The following is a 17,803-nucleotide window of genomic DNA, read 5'->3' on the forward strand; positions in this document are numbered from 1 at the left end:
ACCGATTAATTCTACTGCTCCTTGATGATGAAGAATCCATCATTACCCTGGGACTGGTACAACGGCATTAGGATGTAGCCATCACACTGGGCCACAATTTTGCCATTTTGATCTGAAGCCAGCCACTCTCCTTCCTTAATGCGCTGGAAGTTGTGGTAATCAGGTCGCATTTGAAAATCATCCCCCTCTTCGATGATATGTTGATACACTAATTCCGTCTTGACCGGAAGCCTATGCGTTTGCTGTTTGAGGTGGGCCCGGTAATCATCCATCTCCGGGTAATCATCACTGTCAATACAACCAGCAGCCTGTAGTAATACCATCAGCAAAGCCGTTATGTTCTGTTCTGTCAAGTTATTTTTATGCTGTCCTCCTTCCAGGCCAAATGAAAGCAGGCCCTTGCGGTGGTAATATTTAAGAAGCGTTCCCCGAAGCGATTCACCAATCCCCAACACCATAGGAGCATATATTTTCGAAAGCAACTCAATTTCATCCTGCGATACATTGGGTAGGGTAAACATTGAACCTTCCGCCGAAAAGGTATGAACATCAGCTAAAATAGTAGGATAGGGAGTTTCATTTTTAAGCTGGTCCAGGATATGCAGCAACTGTTTAATCTCAAGCCGTTCACTCGACTCAATGGCATGTTCAGGAGTAGAACGTATTTCATCGATAATAGAAGGAAACCAAATTCGGTTCATGTCCTCATCGATATAACGCACATTTTTTTTCAAGGCGCTCAGATTAGCTCGGATAGCAAATATTTTCCCGGAGAATGGTGCCGAAGTCTGTTCAATCTTAGCCAAAACATTTTCAACGGCTGCAACTCCGGCTGACTCGTTGCCGTGCAACCCTGCAATAAGGATGAGCAAGGGCCCATCCTGCGCCCCATTGAGTGAACCTATGATTCTTTTTGAAGCCGTTTTTGCCCTTTCTTCAGGTGCTATCAGATGATCCATTAACCTCACTATTTGAATGCAGCACTTTCAACAATCGCCCTGCAATTTTCATATAATTATGTTCCGTAATAATACCAACTAATCGATTATTTTTCACCACCGGCAGGCATCCTATTTCTTGGCTTTCCATAATCTCCATGGCTTCAATAATGGAGGCTTCCGGATGGATAGTGATAGGGTTATCGATCATAATATCTTCGACGGTTTCACCGACCTCTTCATCTTGGTTAACGGCCTCGCTATACTCGTTAAAAATCATACGCATCGTCACCAGTCCCTCCAATCGTTTTTTATCGTCTTCCACCGGTACGTACTGAATATGCCGCCAGTCAATCAGGTTGGCAACAAACTCGAGAATATCATCTTTCTGGACCGTAAACAGGTCCGTCGTCATAAATTCTTCTACAATCAGGCTGGAGGGCTGCCAGTGCTCAAGGTCCTCAATGCGTGCACGCCCCCATTTATGAACGGGCTCTCCTTTCTTCTGATTTTTAATCATCGCTGTTGTTATAGCAGCCAGCGTATGCTCTTTGGATTCATTTTCTTTCATCAGCGATGCATAGTTGGAAAGCATCCAGTTCGAGGCCGTTTGCCCCGATTCTACGCGTCGACGGATAATATCCAGGTAACTGTTGATATCGCTGCTATCAATGTCGGCTTCCTCCAGGCCTTCGCGGGCGATAGGCAACAGCTCTTCAGAAATCAAGTCCACCACATTAATCCGCTGATCGTCGAACCAGCGCAATTTTGTGTCGAGCCCCATCTTCGAAGCTGCCACAAAATTCATCCGGACATCATCAAAATCCATGTTATCAGATACATTTGGATAATAGTCATCCATCTTATTCATCAGGCCCAGCCAGAAGGCCGCATTGGCTACCTCATCAGTAACAGTAGGGCCCGATGGGAGCATCCGATTTTCAATACGCAGATGCGCACGACCGTCGGCCACGCCATAGCACGGACGGTTCCATCGGTAGACCGTGCCATTATGAACTTGCAGTGCACGCAGAGCCGGAGGCGTACCTTCATCCAAAAGCTTTTCCACATCTTCGGTCACTTCTGAACTTAGCATAACCCGGTAGCGTGCAGTATCCTCTCGAAAAATATCCAAGATACTTTCCTCAACCCATTCGTTGCCAAAGGTAACGCGCGGGCTGCTATCGCGCAGGTGATCGCCCACCGTTCGGGTGTCCACGGATTGTTGAAACAGCGCAATGCGTGTTTCATTCCAGAGCCGCTTTCCAAATAAAATGGGCGAACCCACAGCTCCCGCCAAAACGGGTGCTGTTATAAGCTGAGCAATATTATATTTTGTAACAAAGTCTTTGGGATCCACTTGCAAATGTACCTGAAACCCTGTGTTACAGGCTTCCAACAGAGGCGAGTCGAATCGCATCAGTAGTTCATCCATCCCCTGGATACGAAGATCAAAATCTTCGGCACGCAGCTTACTAATGGCTTGGCAAAGAGCCCGATAACGCTGGAGAGGAGTCATATTTTTAAGATCAAGATCCATCTTGCGAATCGTCGGCAGAATACCCGTCAACAAAATTTCCCCTCCCATATCTTCGGTCACTGAACGGACTTTATCCACCTGTTGCTGCAGGTTTTCTTCCATATGAGAAAGACAGTCAGCCGTAAATTCGAGCGGCTCTAAGTTTATTTCCAGATTAAACTTAGCAAATTCTGTAGTAAATCCTTCAGCTCCTTCACTTTGCAGCCTATCCAAAATCTCCATAGCATGCGGCCAGGCTTTGGCTTGCTGGTTGACCAGGCACAGCTCCTGCTCGGCACCTATTCTGATAGGATCACTTTCAAACCAGTCATCCTCTTTGAGCATTCGATCTAACGCTCGTAAATCTTTCAGCACATACTTCATGAAGCGCTGAACTTCCTCCTGGTTGTCGGCCAATTTTACCTTCGACTCACCCATAAAAACCTCTTGCTGTTATAAAGAGTTAATCTGCTGTAATAATCGAATTTCTGGGATAGAATGCAAGCGATCCTTCGGGTTATTCATTGCCTTAGGGTATGGAGGATTTTCAGAACCCGCCAAACAGCTAACTTGCGACCTTATAACGCAACCCCGGCCGGTCGGACGTAAAGTTTGGCCTCATTGGACTCCTCAATCCTTCATCATATTAGAACAGCATCCTTTTGTGGAGACACGGAAGATAGTGAGCGGGAGGATTCCTTCCTGCGGACAGATGAGCCATACACAGCAAGTGTGGACGCTCGCCATAGCCAATTGGCATATTATAACTTTGCCGGAGTCTCAAATAGAAAATAAGCTTATCACTCATCGGATGAGTGGTTTAGCTCAATACCGAACAATAGCTTTGGGGACTCATCCGATGAGTAGACGTGCTTAAGAAAAGCAATCTGTTGAGAACAAAAATTCTGATTCCTGTTTCCGGGATACTAAAGGTTCTCTAACGTACCACTAAAAACTTTCAACTCAATACTTAATACTCTTCTTCTATCACTCCAAAGCATCTACATTCACATTGATACGTACACTGCTGGATTTGTTTGGCTTCACTTTCTTGTACTGTTCAAACGTACGGTCAATGAGCTGTTCTATTGCTCCAGCTCCATTCGCAGGCTTAATTTTGACAAAGCTTTCCCAACGATAGTAGTTCTGCATACGCGCAATAGGTGCCGGACTCGGCCCCAATATGGGTCCGGGGCTTCCCAGAACGTTCATTAAACTTTCGGTAAATGTGGTGGCCACTTTATAGACCCGTTCCTCTCTTTTACCTTTAAAAATAAATCTAATAATCCGCGAGTACGGCGGATATTGTAACATTTTACGCTGTGCTAATTCCTGCTCGGCAAAGGCCTCAAAATGATGGTCTTTAGCCGTCTGTATAGCAGGATGGTCGGGCTGCCAGGTCTGGAAAAAGACACTGCCTTCTTTCCCTGCTCGTCCTGATCGCCCCGCTACCTGGCTCAGCAGCTGATACATTCGTTCCCCGGATCTAAATGAGGGAAAAGCCAGTTCCGTATCCGCATCAATAACGCCTACCACTGTTACATCCGGAAAATCCAGTCCTTTACCCACGATCTGGGTTCCAACTAAAATGTCAGCTTCTTTTCGTCCAAATGACTTCAAAATTTGTGCATGCGCATCTTTTCCCGATGTGGTATCATAATCCATGCGCAGTGTTTTAGCATCTGGAAATAAGTCACTTATACTTTCCTCAAGCTGCTGCGTACCACTACCCTTGGGTGCAACAGCATTATGCCCACATTCCTTACACTTCTGAGGCTCCCGCTCTGAGTATCCGCAATAGTGACATCGCAGCTGCTTTTTAGATTTATGAAAGGTCAGGCTTACCGAACAGTTTGGACACTCGGGTATTTCCCCACAATGGCCACACTGCAGATACGAAGAGTAACCGCGCCGATTGTAAAGCAAAATAGCCTGCTCATCGTGCTCCAAGGCCTTTTCTATCGCCTGAAATAATGGAACGGCAATAGGTCCCCGCATGGCCGAACGGTATTGTTTCAGATCCAGCACTTCCACTTTGGGTAATGTTGCTTCAAAAGGACGTTCTTTCAACGAAAGCAATTTGCTCTTTCCATTTTTGGCGCCATACAACGAAACCATGCTGGGCGTGGCCGAGCCCATCACGGTCACCGCATCGTTGATATGGGCACGCATAATAGCCACATCGCGTCCGTGGTAACGCGGAGCCGGATCTTTTTGCTTGTATGAGGAATCATGTTCTTCATCCACCACAATGAGCCCTAAATTCTGCACCGGGGCAAAAACAGCTGAGCGTGCCCCAATGGCAATACGCTTTTCTCCCTGCTGTAGGGCTCTCCATGCATCATAACGCTCTCGATTTGTCAGCCTGCTGTGGAGCACCGCAATATCATCCCCAAAAATCATATAAAATCGCTTAACGATCTGTGGGGTCAACCCAATTTCAGGGACTAAAACCAAGCCGCCTTTTCCCTGCTCCAGCACTTTCTTAAGGGCGTGGATATAGACTTCGGTTTTACCGCTCCCTGTGATACCATGAAGCAAGAACGAAGCAAACTCTTGCTCATCTATGGCCTTCTCTATGGCCGAAAATGCTTCTTCCTGCTCTTTATTTAACGTTTTCAATTGTGTGGGGTCGTGCTCATGCTTTAAACTCAAATTGTTGGATTCCACTTCTTCGGCTTCAATCAACCCCTCTTCGGCTATTCGATTCAGCGTGTAATATTCCAATAAGTCATAATCGGTCAGTTCTCGCTGAAAATCCGGAAGCTCTAACTCCGTCAGGAGTTTAAGAGCTTGTATCCATTTGTATTCTTTGCCGTCTTCCAGGTAACAATTAACCAACTCTGTGGCCTCTTCTTTCGACTGATCGCCAGACCATCTCCATACATTCTCAGTACTGGGATCCATCTTAACGGCCGGCTCTTCCCAGACTTCCAGAAGCTTCTGCCCTTTTAACCGCTTAATGGCTTGGTCGCCCCACCGCTTATTGGCTTCTTTTTCCAAATAGCTTCCTTTTGCTTGGATCTCTTGTACGATTTCACGCTCCTGCTCTTCCAGGTAATCCGGTAGCGATTCTACGGATGACCGCAACTTCTTCTCTGCATAAAAATTAAGCCCAACGGGTAAAGCCGCCTGGATAGCTTCACCCCATCCGCAATAGTAGAATCGATAGATCCACTGCGTGAGCCTGAGTAATTCTTTAGATAGCACTGGTTCCTCATCCAATACTTTCTCTACGGGACGTGTGTTAAAGGAGGGCGTCTGATCATGAAGATGTACAATAAATCCTATCGCTTTATGCTTCTGTAACGGAACCCATACTCTTTTACCAACAGCAGCTGATGACACAAACTCTTCAGGAAGCTGGTAGGTAAACGGCTGTCGCACCGCGGTTGGAAACACAATATCAGCGTAGGTAGACAAATTCAGTAGTTTGGTTGTTATTTGTTAATTGGTAGAATTAGTTATTGGTTATTCGCTAGTAGGCAATTAGTATTGAGCATTCCTTGAACACTAATAACTGGTAACCAGTAACAAAATATTCAGAGTAGAGCGATTTAATCTCCCAAATAAGACTATGTTTTCTTTTTTGGTAATATATGATGTCAAATCTCTATGCTGCAGCAAGCATATCCATTTTGCGGGTGTGAATCAATGTTAATTGAAAGATGAGAAATATAGTTGATTATAACCCAGAAGTGTGGACTCAAAAGAATTTATGCCTGCCTAAAAATAGGTGAGCCGGGATGACATCCCGGCCTATAAGGTTTAAAATAAAAAAGCCCCTTCCGGTAATGGAAGGGGCTTTCGAAGTACATAAAGTGAGCAGGTGTCAGTTAGTCGACATCCCACCAAAGCTTGGTATCTAATGCATCTTCTCCTTGTGCACTTACAGCTGCTTCGTAGTTCTCTTGGTTCAGCTGTGACTCGGAGGTTGGATATCCATGACGAAGAGGAATTTCTCCGCTACTGTTCATGGCTGCTGGTGCAGGAGTAAGCTCGGGATAATCCAGCTTTCTCCATTCAGCCCAACCTTCGTAGCCTAAGGGGAAAAGGGCAATCCATTTCTGGTAGCCTATGCTTTGTTCCCAGTTTGTTGGATCATAAGCAACTTCTGGCTGCGCCATGTAAGTAGTAAAATCACTGCCGTCTCCATAAACGCCCCATTGCTTCCAGGACTGCTCAATACCCATTGCATAGAACTCGGCAGCAGTTCCACCGGCATTCCAGCCACGGGCTGCAACTTCGGCTTTCAGGAAGTTAAGTTCCGCCGTCGTGATAATAGGCAGCGGAGCATCCTGCTCTCCTACACCAGGTCCACCGGCACCTATTGCAGAACCGGGGAACGAGATTTGGGAGTTATCAATGCTACCCGCATTTTCGATTCCATAGGGCATCCCTACGATTTCCTCCAGCTGCGTACCGGGCTCATCGTTTTCAGCGGCAGGAGCAGGAAGCGCATACTCCGTAAGACGCAGGTCATCAATGGCTTTCATTTCGTCCGCCATGAATTCACTGATGGCATAGTCCGTACGTGTCTGGAATCGTTCGTACCAAGGATTGTCATTATTGGCATTTGCCATGTAAGGATACATTGCATCTGCTTCTAACAACCCGGCAGAAATTGCGGCTTCTGCATGGGTTTTTGCCATTTCAGGCGCTTCATCAGCCGCACGCATAGCAATACGGAGGCGCAGGCTGTTGGCAAACTGTTGCCAACGCGTCATGTCACCATCAAAGATAATATCCCCACTGACAGCAGCTTCAGAGGTTGAAATATTACCGGCAGCTGCTTCAAGCGTATCCAGCATACTTGTATAAATGGTTTGCTGGTCGCTATAGGCAGGGCCAAGGTTTTCTCCACCCCCAAGGGCCTCTTCAAATGGAATCATGCCCCATCGATCAGTCATGAAGTGGTAAAAATACACCTGGAGAATATTGGCAACCGCTATTTGATTGGCATTGCTCCCCCCGGATAATACTTCGGCTGGCTGATTTCGATTTAACTCTTTAATCGTCTGCAGGTTTTGCAGCGGATTATAATACCAAGAGTTAAAATTGAAGTTGATCGTCTCATAACGTGAAGCCTCTGTGTACTGTGTCTCTGAAAAGTATTGTACATAGAGTGTACCCGTTACGGCTCCGATCACATCGCTAATTGATCGTTCTGCACCAGTAAGCAGCAATGCTGTTTGGGCTTCAGATGGATTGTTGGGATCTTGATTGATATCCCCAAAATCATCACAGCTTGCAACTAATACTGCTAACAGTAGAGTTACTATTGCTTTCTTCATATCAAATAGTGTTCTTTTTTCTAAATTTTTCATAATTGGATCCATGTAGGTTTAGAAACTTAAGTTTACATTCAATCCAATTGAGCGGGTACCAGGCAGACCTCCGCCTTCCCACCAAGAGAAACCAGTTGTACCATTTTGGATAATGGATGGGTCAACACCATCAACATTTGAATACAGTAAAAATGCATTATGAACGTTGAGGGCAACACTGGCTTGTGATAATGGCAATCCTTCCATCAGACTGTTGGGCAGCTGGTAGGTAAGCTTAATATTTCGAAGCTTAACGTAACTGGCATCATAAGTCCACGCCTCTTTAATAGAGAACATAGAGCTGTAATAAGTTGATGCTCGTGTCATATATGAAACAGGATTACCATCGCTGTCTACTCCTTCAACTAATACACCACCCGTTTCTGGACTGGTTTGATCCGTAGGCAAAGAAGCATAAGCTACTTCATCACCATCGTCATTAATGTAAGTAGTGTTTCCGTCGGAATCCATAATAGGATCACGTACCGGATTACCGATCGCATTGTTACCAACCGTTTGTTTACTAAGGCCGGAATACGCATTAAACATGCGGGTAATGGAGTAGAACTGTCCACCTTTCTGAAATTCGACAAATGCTCCGAGACTAAAATTCTTGTAAGATACGTCAGCTCGGAAACCACCCGTCCAGTCAGGTAAAATAGTGCCCAGATCTTTATTTGGGTTTACCGCGAAGGTACCGTTAGAATTTACAATACGTCCGCCATTTTCATGCTCATCATATCCACCGGCAATGATATTACCCCAAGTAGATTGCTCTGTAGCATATAGTGTCGGACCGAAATAAGCACCTTCTAACTCTTGTCGGTTGATACGCTCATCCAGAGAGTTGATCTCTGACTTGTTGGTTGCCCAATTTACGGTCAGATCTAACAACCAATCCTGACGGCGGAGTACCGTAGCACCTAATTGTGCTTCAACCCCTTGCTTCACAAACTCACCGGCATTAATAGTGGCTTCTTCGTATCCACTGGCACCGGGAACCTGAAGCTGAAGAATTTCATCTTCACGCACTGAATTGTAGTACGTCAGGTCGAGTCGGAGGTCGCCTCCGAAATAGCGCGTATCCAATCCGAATTCATAGTCGGAAGATATTGCAGCCCTAAGATTGGTGTTGACCAATGTATTAGGCACCTGCAAATTTGGAGAAGAGCCGTAAGGCGTTCCTACATCATAGGTACGAATGACCGAATATGGATCGATGTCATCCCCTACCTGGGCGATAGAAGCCCGGATTTTACCGAAGCTCAGGAAATCCTGATCCTGGAAAATACCAAGTTCAGTAAAGACTAAACTACCGGAAAAGCTATAGTAGAGATAAGAGTTATTGCCGGTTGGCAGAGATGACGACCAGTCATTACGCAGCGAGGCATCAACGAAAAGCAAGTCTTTCCATCCTAAGGTAGCGGTACCAAACAGGCTTCGAACGTCCTTTTCTTCGATATAACTTTCTACGTCAGGACGATCTACAGAAGCTTCAATAGTAAACAGGTTAGGCGTAGAAAGTCCACCTTCCGTTGACTGATAAACAGAACGATAACGCTCCTGGCGCAGATTACCCCCTACAAGACCACTGAGTGAAAAGTTTTCGTAATCCTGTTGGTAATTAGCCGTAAACTCATAGTTCATCTCACGGCTGTTACGCTGTTGAACCGTATAATCGTCAACCTCAAGACCACCTGAGGCAATACGATCTTCTGTAACCATATCATAGATATCAGCCTTAATAGAACCTTTTACTTCAAGGCTCGGCAATACTTTATATGACAGGCTGTAATTACCATACACACGGTCACGGTCATCAACAGGCACATTTTCGTTAATACTGAAATATGGACTATTCCAGTAGAGTGGACGTAAATTTTCTGGAGATCGGATGTTCCAGGAAGTCAAAGAGCCGTCATCCAACCGGTAGTTACTAACCTTGTCCATATCCAACTGTCGCTGGAACCATTGGTTAAACGACTGGGTTGGGTTCCCTGATGTAGGAGAATAACCTTGAGCCGGACGCCCTTTAGCATGTGTATTCACATAATTGAAGCTTACCTTGGAAGTAAACTTGTTATTGTGCTGAAGGGAACCATTAAAGTTCAGGTATGTTTTATCAAGCTCAGAGTTAGGTATAACTCCATTCGTCTTAGTGTCCTTAACAGAAACACGATAAGCAGTATTACTGCTACCACCACTAATAGCCAGGCTGTTTGACGTTTCCCAACCAGTTTCATAGAAATTACGGACATTGTCAGGGTTAGCTGTCAATGGAACCTGTGTACCATAATCATCTTGTCCGTCGCCGGTAAAGTCACCGTGATACCAAGACCACCATGGACGGTACATCTGTCCATCAATTTTAGGCCCCCAGCTTTCATCAGCTGCATAGTTCAGTCCCATTACCTCTTCACCCGTTTCTGGATCAGTATAAGGAATCAGATCTTGCACATATCCACCAGCATACTGGTTTTGATAGTCAGGTAAAATATCCACCTCTGAAATAGAAGTGTTGTTACTGTAATTTACCTGTAAGGGAGTATCCGCACCCATGCTTCCACTCTTAGTAGTAATCAGTACTACACCATTGGCCGCTCGGTTACCATAGAGAGCAGATGCAGACGCACCCTTCAATACAGAAACAGACTCTACATCCTGAAGGTTAAGGTCAGACGCTAAGTTACCGAAGTCACGACCTCTTGTACTTTCAGAAAAACTTCTATTACTGATCGGCGTACCGTCGACAACAAAAAGTGGCTGACCGTCGGAAAGACCGTTGGCACCACGAATACGAATTTTTTGTGAACCGCCGATATTCGCTCCGGCAGATCCAATAACCTGAACCCCGGAAACTTTACCAGCCAGAGAACTAACAATACCGTCCTCTACACCAGCGGCAAGCTCATCTCCACTTACCTGCTGTACGGAGTAACTCAAAGATTTTTCTTCCCTGGGAATACTCAAAGCAGAATTTACAACAACCTCACCAAGAGCAACGCCTGCCTCTAATGCGATGTCAAGCGTAGTTTCCTCACCTTCAGTAATGGTTGCTGTTTCTGTCGTACTTGTGTAACCAATAAAAGAAACAGTTACCTCATATGTTCCAGCCGGAAGATCCGTAATTTCATACGTTCCTTCCGGACTCACTGAAGCTCCGCGGGAGAGCTCAGATATTAACACGTTAGCACCAGGCAAAACCTCACCTGATCCGGCTTCTGTGACGGTTCCTGATAGACTACCGGTCTGCGCTAAAGCAGTACCCATAGTTAGCAGAAAGGCCACTACCGTTAGTAGTAACTTTCTATACATAGATAACCTCATATTTATTAACGATTAGATTATAGTACAATAAAAGAATGGTTACATGCGTATAGTAATATATACTACTTAACATGCACCCCCTTTTATGCTCAAAAAAGCCCTAAAGAGCAATATCGATTGCTCTAAAAATATTTAGAGAATCATTGCGCATAATTTTTTGAACAATTAAATGTACTTTTTCTACAGAAGAATTGAAAGTATTTACCCAAAATTGGGTTATAGAAAAAATACACGCCTACCTATTTAAGGATTTTTATTAATTATGCCAAATTTTCTTTAACCTATATCACAAAACGCCTTAATATTCCAAAATACCTATTGAGACATTTGCCAAATTCTTCTATTAACAGCTGCAAAAGGATGTTTTATACTATCTGTAAGCCTGTATAAGATTTTACCTAAAATCCAGCCCCTTCCCCTGACATAATGGCAAAAATCAGAATGTCTAATACTACAAATACCATACTTTTTAAAATAATTTTACACTTTTTTAGCCCAACCAACCTTCCCGATCTAAGCTACGATACTGAATAGCCTCTGCAATATGGTTGGATCGTATGGTTTCCGACCGCTCTAAGTCTGCTATTGTGCGCGCAACTTTAAGTATTCGGTCATAAGCACGAGCGGACAAACCCAGTGAAGTGATAGCTTTTTTTAATAGCTGAGCACTTTCATCATTCAGCACACAAATTTTTCGGGACATTTTAGTATTCATCTGTGCATTGCAATATACTCCCTCAATACCCATAAACCGATTGGTCTGAACCTCTCGCGCCTCTATCACCCTTTCCCTGATAGCTGTAGACGATTCTCCCTTCGCCTTACTTGAAAGTTCTTCATAACTCACTTTTTGCACCTCAATATGCAGATCAATCCTATCGAGCAAAGGACCACTAATTTTACTCAGGTATCGCTGCATCTGCGAAGGTGTGGCCCCGGCCGGGTCAGAAGCATCATACCAATCCCCGGTTGGCGAGGGATTCATAGATGCTACCAGCATAAACCGACTGGGATAACTCACACTCATTCGCGCACGCGAAATACTAACTGAACCATCTTCGAGTGGTTGACGCATTACTTCAAGTGCACTTCGCTTAAATTCAGGTAATTCATCCAGGAAAAGCACCCCGTTATGCGCCATAGAAATTTCTCCTGGCATGGGGATACTTCCTCCCCCTACCAGGGCTACATCCGAAACCGTATGGTGCGGAGAACGAAACGGGCGGTCTGTGACCAGTGCCTTACCACCGGGCAAAAGTCCTGCCACTGAATGTATTTTGGTCGTCTCCAGGGCTTCGTCGAGCGTTAAAGGTGGTAAAATTTTGGGTAATCGGCGAGCCATCATTGTTTTCCCGGACCCGGGAGGCCCTACCATGACGACATTATGACCTCCGGCAGCAGCAACTTCCAGAGCGCGCTTAACGTTTTCCTGTCCTCTAACATCGCTAAAATCTAATATTTCATGCTCGCCATTTTTTCGAAACATGGCTTTTACATCGACATCGAGCGGTTTATGCCCCCCTTCATTGCGTAACCACTCCATCACTTCAACCAAATGCTCAAAGGCATAAACGCTGACTCCATCCACTACGGCAGCTTCCGGACCATTTTCGGCCGGAACTACCATGTGTTTGATTCCCTTTTTACGCGCTTGTACCGCCATTGGCAATACCCCTTTTACCGGGCGTAGCTTTCCATCCAGTGCCAGCTCGCCTAACACCAGCGTTTTTTGAAGCCGGTCGGTCTCCACTTGTCCGGATACTTCGAGCAGTGTTAAAGCAATGGGCAGATCGAAGGCGCTCCCCTCTTTAGGCAGATCGGCCGGGGCCAGGTTTACGGTAATACGTCCTCCCGGAAATGAAGCATTCGAATTTTCCAGCGCTGCTTCAATACGATCACTGGACTCACTTACGGCCCGATCGGGCAAGCCCACTAAAAAATATTTGGGCATTCCTCCAGATCGGTTCACTTCTACTTCGATAAGGCGGGCATCTACTCCAATGGTTGAGGCGCAATAGACTCTGGATAACATATGGGGCTCCTTTTAATGAATCTTTTTTATTCGCTTTACGTAGTAAGACCTTAGAAAAGAGAAATCCTTACAAAAAAATTTAAATTAATTTATAAAATTAGCTTATAAACAGACTTTAGTGCCTCGTTAACCTTCAAGGTATAGCTACTTTTATTTGGTATATGTTGACTAAGGAGATTTTAAATCATAACTATCCAATTGGTTAAAAAGAGACTGTCATGAATACTTCAGAATCCAAAAAGACGTTTAGTGAAGAGGTAAAGGGAACTGCTTCAGAGATTATTAGCCAGGTTAAGAAATTGATCAAAGAAGGCAATGCCCGAAGAGTTATCATCCAGAACAAAGAAGGGAAAGTGTTATTTCAATCGCAACTGACGGTTGGGGTTGCCGGAACAGCGATGCTTACGGCAATAGCGCCCGTTGTTTCAGCCATCAGTATGTTTGCCCTGTTCATGAATGATATTAAGATTATTGTGGAACGTTATCCCGAAGAGGAAGGCGAAACCCAAGAAAAAAAGTCGAAAGATGAATATGAGGTAGAGGCTGAAATCATTGACATCAAAGACGAGGAAGAAGAAAAGGAAGACACCGCTAATACAAAAAGTAAGACGGAAAAAACGGTGGGCAAAGGCGAAGAAGAGTAGTCAATGAAAAATTAAAAATTAGGAAACCCTAAATTCATCATTCCTACATTGTAGAGATCTTTGCAAAACTGGGCTTGTCATCCTTAATTTAGTTCAGAATGACAGGATCTGATGGTGTTTTATGAAGTCTACTTTAAGTAGTAGCTCAGAATCCAACTATGTATGTTCTTTAATAATTTAAATAGGTAAAGCCACAAATTCGCACTGATCCTTAACATTATTCTTCTGAATAATCTAATCAGTGGAAATCTGTGGCTCTGAACGGAAGCTTAATTAATCCATCTCACCAATAGCCTGCGAGAGATCCTGAAGGGTATCTTTCGCATCACCAAAGAACATCTGGTTCGAATCTTCATAGAAGAGCTCATTATCAATACCGGCGAAACCAGGACTTAAGCTCCGCTTAAAGACGATGGTACGCTTGGCTTCATCCACATCCAGGATAGGCATGCCGTAAATGGGGCTTCCCTCTTCGGTTTTTGCCGCAGGGTTCACAACATCATTTGCACCAATAACCAGTACAACATCTGTTGACTTAAATTCCGGGTTGATCTGTTCCATATCATACAGCTGATCGTAAGGTACATCAGCCTCAGCTAACAATACGTTCATGTGGCCGGGCATACGTCCTGCGACAGGATGAATTCCATATTTAACATTCACGCCCTTCTTTTCCAGTTTATCGACGACTTCTTTAAGCACATGTTGAGCCTGTGCTACCGCCAATCCATAGCCGGGCGTAATAATTACCTTATCGGCATAAGAACACTGTAAGGCAACGTCTTGGGCCGTTGTTTTGTGAACCGTTTTGTCGGTATCAGCTGCGGGACCTGTATTTCCACCATCGCCGCCGTTATCACCACCAAAGGCACCAAACAATACATTGCCCAGCGAACGGTTCATAGATTCACACATGATATTGGTAAGAATAAGACCAGCCGCACCAACCAAAGCACCACTGATAATCAGCAGGTTGTTGCCGATCACAAAGCCCGCCATAGAAGCAGCCAGGCCCGAGTAAGAGTTCAAAAGGGAAATCACTACCGGCATATCGGCTCCACCAATAGGCAATACGGTAAGAATACCAAGAAACAGCGCAATGCCGAACAACGTCCAGAAAATGATTAGATTTGTGGGATCAAATGCTAACCAGCCAACCAGACCAAAGCTACCAATAGATAGCAGAGCATTGAAGACGTTTTGGCCCGGAAAGGTAAGTGGATTTCCACTTATAAAGCCTTTTAGCTTTCCAAAAGCAACGAAGCTACCGGTAAAGGTTATAGCACCAATGAGAATACTTAAACCTGTAGTTACAAGATCTTGACCGCTGAAGATAGTAGGATCGGCAACACGAGTAAACTCGCCCCAAGCCACTAAGGCCGAAGCACCGCCACCAAAACCGTTAAAGACAGCAACCAGTTCGGGCATGGAGGTCATCTCTACTTTTTTGGCAAGGAAAGCGCCGATTGCTGAGCCGACAACAATTCCTGCAATAATATATTCGAAACTCAGTATCTGTTGGTCAAAAAGCGTAACAACAATACCAATTAACATCCCAAGAGCGGCAAGCTGGTTTCCTGAACGAGCAGTAGCCGGAGACCCCAATCGTTTAATGCCAAAAATAAAGATGCCTGTTGCTATTAAATAAACAAGCTGAATAATGTTGGGTAACATAGTCTGAAGGCCGGAAGGTAAAAAATGACTCATTATCTCAATCTTTTTTCTTGAACATTTCGAGCATACGATCGGTAACCATAAATCCGCCTACCACGTTAATGGTGGCAAAGACAATAGCTAAAAAACCGATAATTTGCGCCCATTCGTCGCCTGTTTGTCCCGCAACAATGAGAGCACCAATAATGGTGATGCCAGAGATGGCGTTTGCTCCCGACATAAGCGGAGTATGTAGCGTAGGAGGCACTTTAGATATAAGTTCAAAGCCTACAAAGGAGGCTAAGACAAAGATGAATAAATTAAATATAAGACCCGACATAATCTTTTGGTTATTAGTTTTTGCTCGATTAGGATAATTAAAAATGAAAAATTAAGAATGAGTAAATTTTGTGGTTCAGATAGTTTTACATTCTTAATTTTTAATTCTCTTTCAGCATTGGGCTGATAATATCGCCCTGATGCGTGATGGTTGTTTTGAGTGTAATTTCGTCTTCAAAGTCGAAATGGGGTTCCCCTTCTTCTAACAGGTGATCCATAAGGGCCCACATGTTTTTAGAATACAGTTCACTGGCATGATGGGCTAACATACTGGGTATGTTAAGAGGTCCGACAATATTTACCTCATTCACCACCGTTGTTTTACCCGGTTCCGTCAGCTCACAGTTTCCACCTTGTTCAGCAGCAAGGTCTACAACAACAGAACCTGGCTTCATATCATGAACCATCTCTTTAGTGACCAGCAATGGGGCTGGCTTACCGGGAATTAATGCCGTTGTGATAATGATATCGGATTTTTTGGCATGTTCATGAATGACTTGTCGCTGGCGTTCCTGCTTGTCATCCGACAGTTCCTTGGCGTAGCCCCCCTCGGTTTCGGAATCTTCATCCAGGTCGGGCACCTCTACAAAGGTAGCGCCCAGGCTTTCAACCTGTTCTTTAACTACCGGACGAATATCAAAAGCTTCGACAACGGCTCCCAGCCGTTTGGCGGTTGCTATTGCCTGCAGACCAGCCACGCCGGCGCCTAAGACAAGTACTTTGGCCGGGGCAATGGTTCCCGCGGCGGTCATCATCATAGGAAGGTAACGATCCAATTTATTTGCGCCGATCAGGGCAGATTTATATCCTGCAATAGAGCTCATCGAAGAAAGAGCATCCATATTCTGTGCGCGAGAAATACGCGGAATAGCATCCATTCCGAGGGCTGTTATATTCCGTTCTTTCAGCAGGTTAATGGTATCTTCGTTCTGCAAGGCCCATAAAAAGCAAATAAGGATACTTCCTTCGGAAAGAGTGTTAAGGTCTTCTTCGGATGGCGTTTGAATGCTGATAAGGATATCGGCAGAGGAGAAAAGTTCTGCCCGGTTTTCTTGGATCGTGGCTCCTGCATCCTCGTAAGCCTTATCCAGGAAGTTCGATGCCAGTCCGGCATCTTTTTCAATGACAACCTCTAATCCCTTATCGATAAGCTTACTTACTGTATCAGGAATTAACGCTACCCGTTTTTCACGTTCGGCCGTTTCTTTTGGTATCGCAACAATCACAATAGTTATTGTAAAAAAGTTTAAAATTGAATCTAAAAAAAATAGAAAACGACGAGGAATACAAATGTTTTTTTAAAAAATTATGCGACTACTTATTTATGGGCAATTAATATTAGTATTTATGAAGGTAACGCTCCGAAATAAAGGTATTTCTACTGCATTTTTTTGAAATCACACGATAATAATTGTGTAAACTTTCCGGATGGGGGATTTTCTATTGGCGTGGATTCCAAAACAAAACGGCCGACCAGCAGCTGATAATAAATAGTCCGCCGGCTTCACGGATTATTTCGATACTGTTGTTTTGCATCTGTATAGAGTTAAACATCCCGTCCCAAGAGAGTTGATCGCCGTGTATTATTAAGAGGTAAAGCGCCCAGACTGCACAGACCAGTGATAGTAAAGCAAATAAGAAACGTGAAATAGAGGTCCAGCGCCATAAAATACAAGCCAGAGCAGCTGTACTGTATGTGATAATCCAGGCGGTGGCGTCAAAATCGTTATACTGAAATCCGGCTGCCAGAAGAAAAAGGATCATCATAAAGTAGTTGAAGCCGGTGATCCATCGGTTAGAGGTCGACATATTATGAATATAATTTCATTAACTTTTTAAAATTGAACACCTTTAAAGTAAAACATTTGGAAGAAGTTCACGATCCTATTTTATCTTGATTTGCGATAAGGCAAATAACCAAACATAGAATCGATTCGTAAGATCAAGAGCTGTTAGTTCATCTCTATGACAGGCATAGAAAATTTCAACTCTATTCATTTCGTTAAATTTTGTATGTTTGGATG

The 17,803-nt window shown here is 44.4% G+C and carries 11 protein-coding genes; 1 reads left to right on the forward strand and 10 read right to left on the reverse strand.

What is annotated here, in order from left to right; genetic code table 11:
• Nucleotides 1-11 precede the first annotated feature (11 nt).
• From J6I44_RS12215 to J6I44_RS12240, 6 genes are all read right to left on the reverse strand, one after another.
• Nucleotides 12-959 carry a succinylglutamate desuccinylase/aspartoacylase domain-containing protein gene (locus J6I44_RS12215; protein ID WP_265766419.1) on the reverse strand — a complete coding sequence of 316 codons (948 nt, stop codon included), beginning with the start codon at nucleotides 957-959 and terminating at the stop codon, nucleotides 12-14.
• A complete protein-coding gene (locus J6I44_RS12220; RefSeq protein WP_265766420.1) occupies nucleotides 937-2,895 on the reverse strand; it encodes a glutamate-cysteine ligase family protein in 1,959 nt (652 codons plus the stop codon). The genes J6I44_RS12215 and J6I44_RS12220 overlap by 23 nt, the downstream gene beginning before the upstream one ends.
• Nucleotides 2,896-3,444: 549 nt before the next feature.
• On the reverse strand, nucleotides 3,445-5,880 hold the full coding sequence (gene priA, locus J6I44_RS12225) for a replication restart helicase PriA (RefSeq protein ID WP_265766421.1): 2,436 nt from the start codon (nucleotides 5,878-5,880) through the stop codon (nucleotides 3,445-3,447).
• Nucleotides 5,881-6,293: 413 nt separating this feature from the next.
• On the reverse strand, nucleotides 6,294-7,751 hold the full coding sequence (locus J6I44_RS12230) for a SusD/RagB family nutrient-binding outer membrane lipoprotein (RefSeq protein ID WP_265766422.1): 1,458 nt from the start codon (nucleotides 7,749-7,751) through the stop codon (nucleotides 6,294-6,296).
• A 51-nt stretch (nucleotides 7,752-7,802) separates the two neighbouring features.
• Nucleotides 7,803-11,099: a SusC/RagA family TonB-linked outer membrane protein gene (locus J6I44_RS12235; RefSeq protein ID WP_265766423.1), complete on the reverse strand. Its 3,297-nt coding sequence runs from the start codon at nucleotides 11,097-11,099 to the stop codon at nucleotides 7,803-7,805.
• A 502-nt stretch (nucleotides 11,100-11,601) separates the two neighbouring features.
• The gene (locus tag J6I44_RS12240; RefSeq protein ID WP_265766424.1) at nucleotides 11,602-13,143 is read right to left on the reverse strand and encodes a YifB family Mg chelatase-like AAA ATPase; all 1,542 of its coding nucleotides are present in this window, start codon (nucleotides 13,141-13,143) and stop codon (nucleotides 11,602-11,604) included.
• A 218-nt stretch (nucleotides 13,144-13,361) separates the two neighbouring features.
• Here J6I44_RS12240 and J6I44_RS12245 point away from each other — a divergent pair, with 218 nt between their 5' ends.
• A complete protein-coding gene (locus J6I44_RS12245) occupies nucleotides 13,362-13,787 on the forward strand; it encodes a DUF4342 domain-containing protein (protein ID WP_265766425.1) in 426 nt (141 codons plus the stop codon).
• A gap of 273 nt (nucleotides 13,788-14,060) precedes the next feature.
• Here J6I44_RS12245 and J6I44_RS12250 read toward each other — a convergent pair whose 3' ends face one another.
• From J6I44_RS12250 to J6I44_RS12265, 4 genes are all read right to left on the reverse strand, one after another.
• Entirely contained in the window at nucleotides 14,061-15,494 is a 1,434-nt protein-coding gene (locus tag J6I44_RS12250) for an NAD(P)(+) transhydrogenase (Re/Si-specific) subunit beta (RefSeq protein ID WP_265766426.1), read from the reverse strand.
• Nucleotides 15,495-15,498: 4 nt separating this feature from the next.
• Nucleotides 15,499-15,780 (reverse strand): NAD(P) transhydrogenase subunit alpha part 2, encoded by a 282-nt coding sequence (locus tag J6I44_RS12255; protein ID WP_265766427.1) that lies wholly within the window; start codon nucleotides 15,778-15,780, stop codon nucleotides 15,499-15,501.
• A gap of 100 nt (nucleotides 15,781-15,880) precedes the next feature.
• Nucleotides 15,881-17,005 (reverse strand): Re/Si-specific NAD(P)(+) transhydrogenase subunit alpha, encoded by a 1,125-nt coding sequence (locus J6I44_RS12260; protein WP_265766428.1) that lies wholly within the window; start codon nucleotides 17,003-17,005, stop codon nucleotides 15,881-15,883.
• A gap of 214 nt (nucleotides 17,006-17,219) precedes the next feature.
• Nucleotides 17,220-17,588 carry a transmembrane 220 family protein gene (locus tag J6I44_RS12265; RefSeq protein ID WP_265766429.1) on the reverse strand — a complete coding sequence of 123 codons (369 nt, stop codon included), beginning with the start codon at nucleotides 17,586-17,588 and terminating at the stop codon, nucleotides 17,220-17,222.
• Between the last annotated feature and the right edge of the window lie 215 nt (nucleotides 17,589-17,803).

The organism is Fodinibius salsisoli, from assembly GCF_026229185.1.
GTDB classification, from domain to species: domain Bacteria; phylum Bacteroidota; class Rhodothermia; order Balneolales; family Balneolaceae; genus Fodinibius; species Fodinibius salsisoli.

Bases quoted from the DNA above. Each gene is read 5' to 3' on its own strand.
- J6I44_RS12240 (WP_265766424.1), bottom strand. From the start codon at position 13,143: ATGTTATCCAGAGTCTATTGCGCCTCAACCATTGGAGTAGATGCCCGC.
- J6I44_RS12230 (WP_265766422.1), bottom strand. From the start codon at position 7,751: ATGAAGAAAGCAATAGTAACTCTACTGTTAGCAGTATTAGTTGCAAGC.
- J6I44_RS12265 (WP_265766429.1), bottom strand. From the start codon at position 17,588: ATGTCGACCTCTAACCGATGGATCACCGGCTTCAACTACTTTATGATG.
- J6I44_RS12250 (WP_265766426.1), bottom strand. From the start codon at position 15,494: ATGAGTCATTTTTTACCTTCCGGCCTTCAGACTATGTTACCCAACATT.
- J6I44_RS12235 (WP_265766423.1), bottom strand. From the start codon at position 11,099: ATGTATAGAAAGTTACTACTAACGGTAGTGGCCTTTCTGCTAACTATG.
- J6I44_RS12245 (WP_265766425.1), top strand. From the start codon at position 13,362: ATGAATACTTCAGAATCCAAAAAGACGTTTAGTGAAGAGGTAAAGGGA.
- J6I44_RS12255 (WP_265766427.1), bottom strand. From the start codon at position 15,780: ATGTCGGGTCTTATATTTAATTTATTCATCTTTGTCTTAGCCTCCTTT.
- J6I44_RS12220 (WP_265766420.1), bottom strand. From the start codon at position 2,895: ATGGGTGAGTCGAAGGTAAAATTGGCCGACAACCAGGAGGAAGTTCAG.
- J6I44_RS12215 (WP_265766419.1), bottom strand. From the start codon at position 959: ATGGATCATCTGATAGCACCTGAAGAAAGGGCAAAAACGGCTTCAAAA.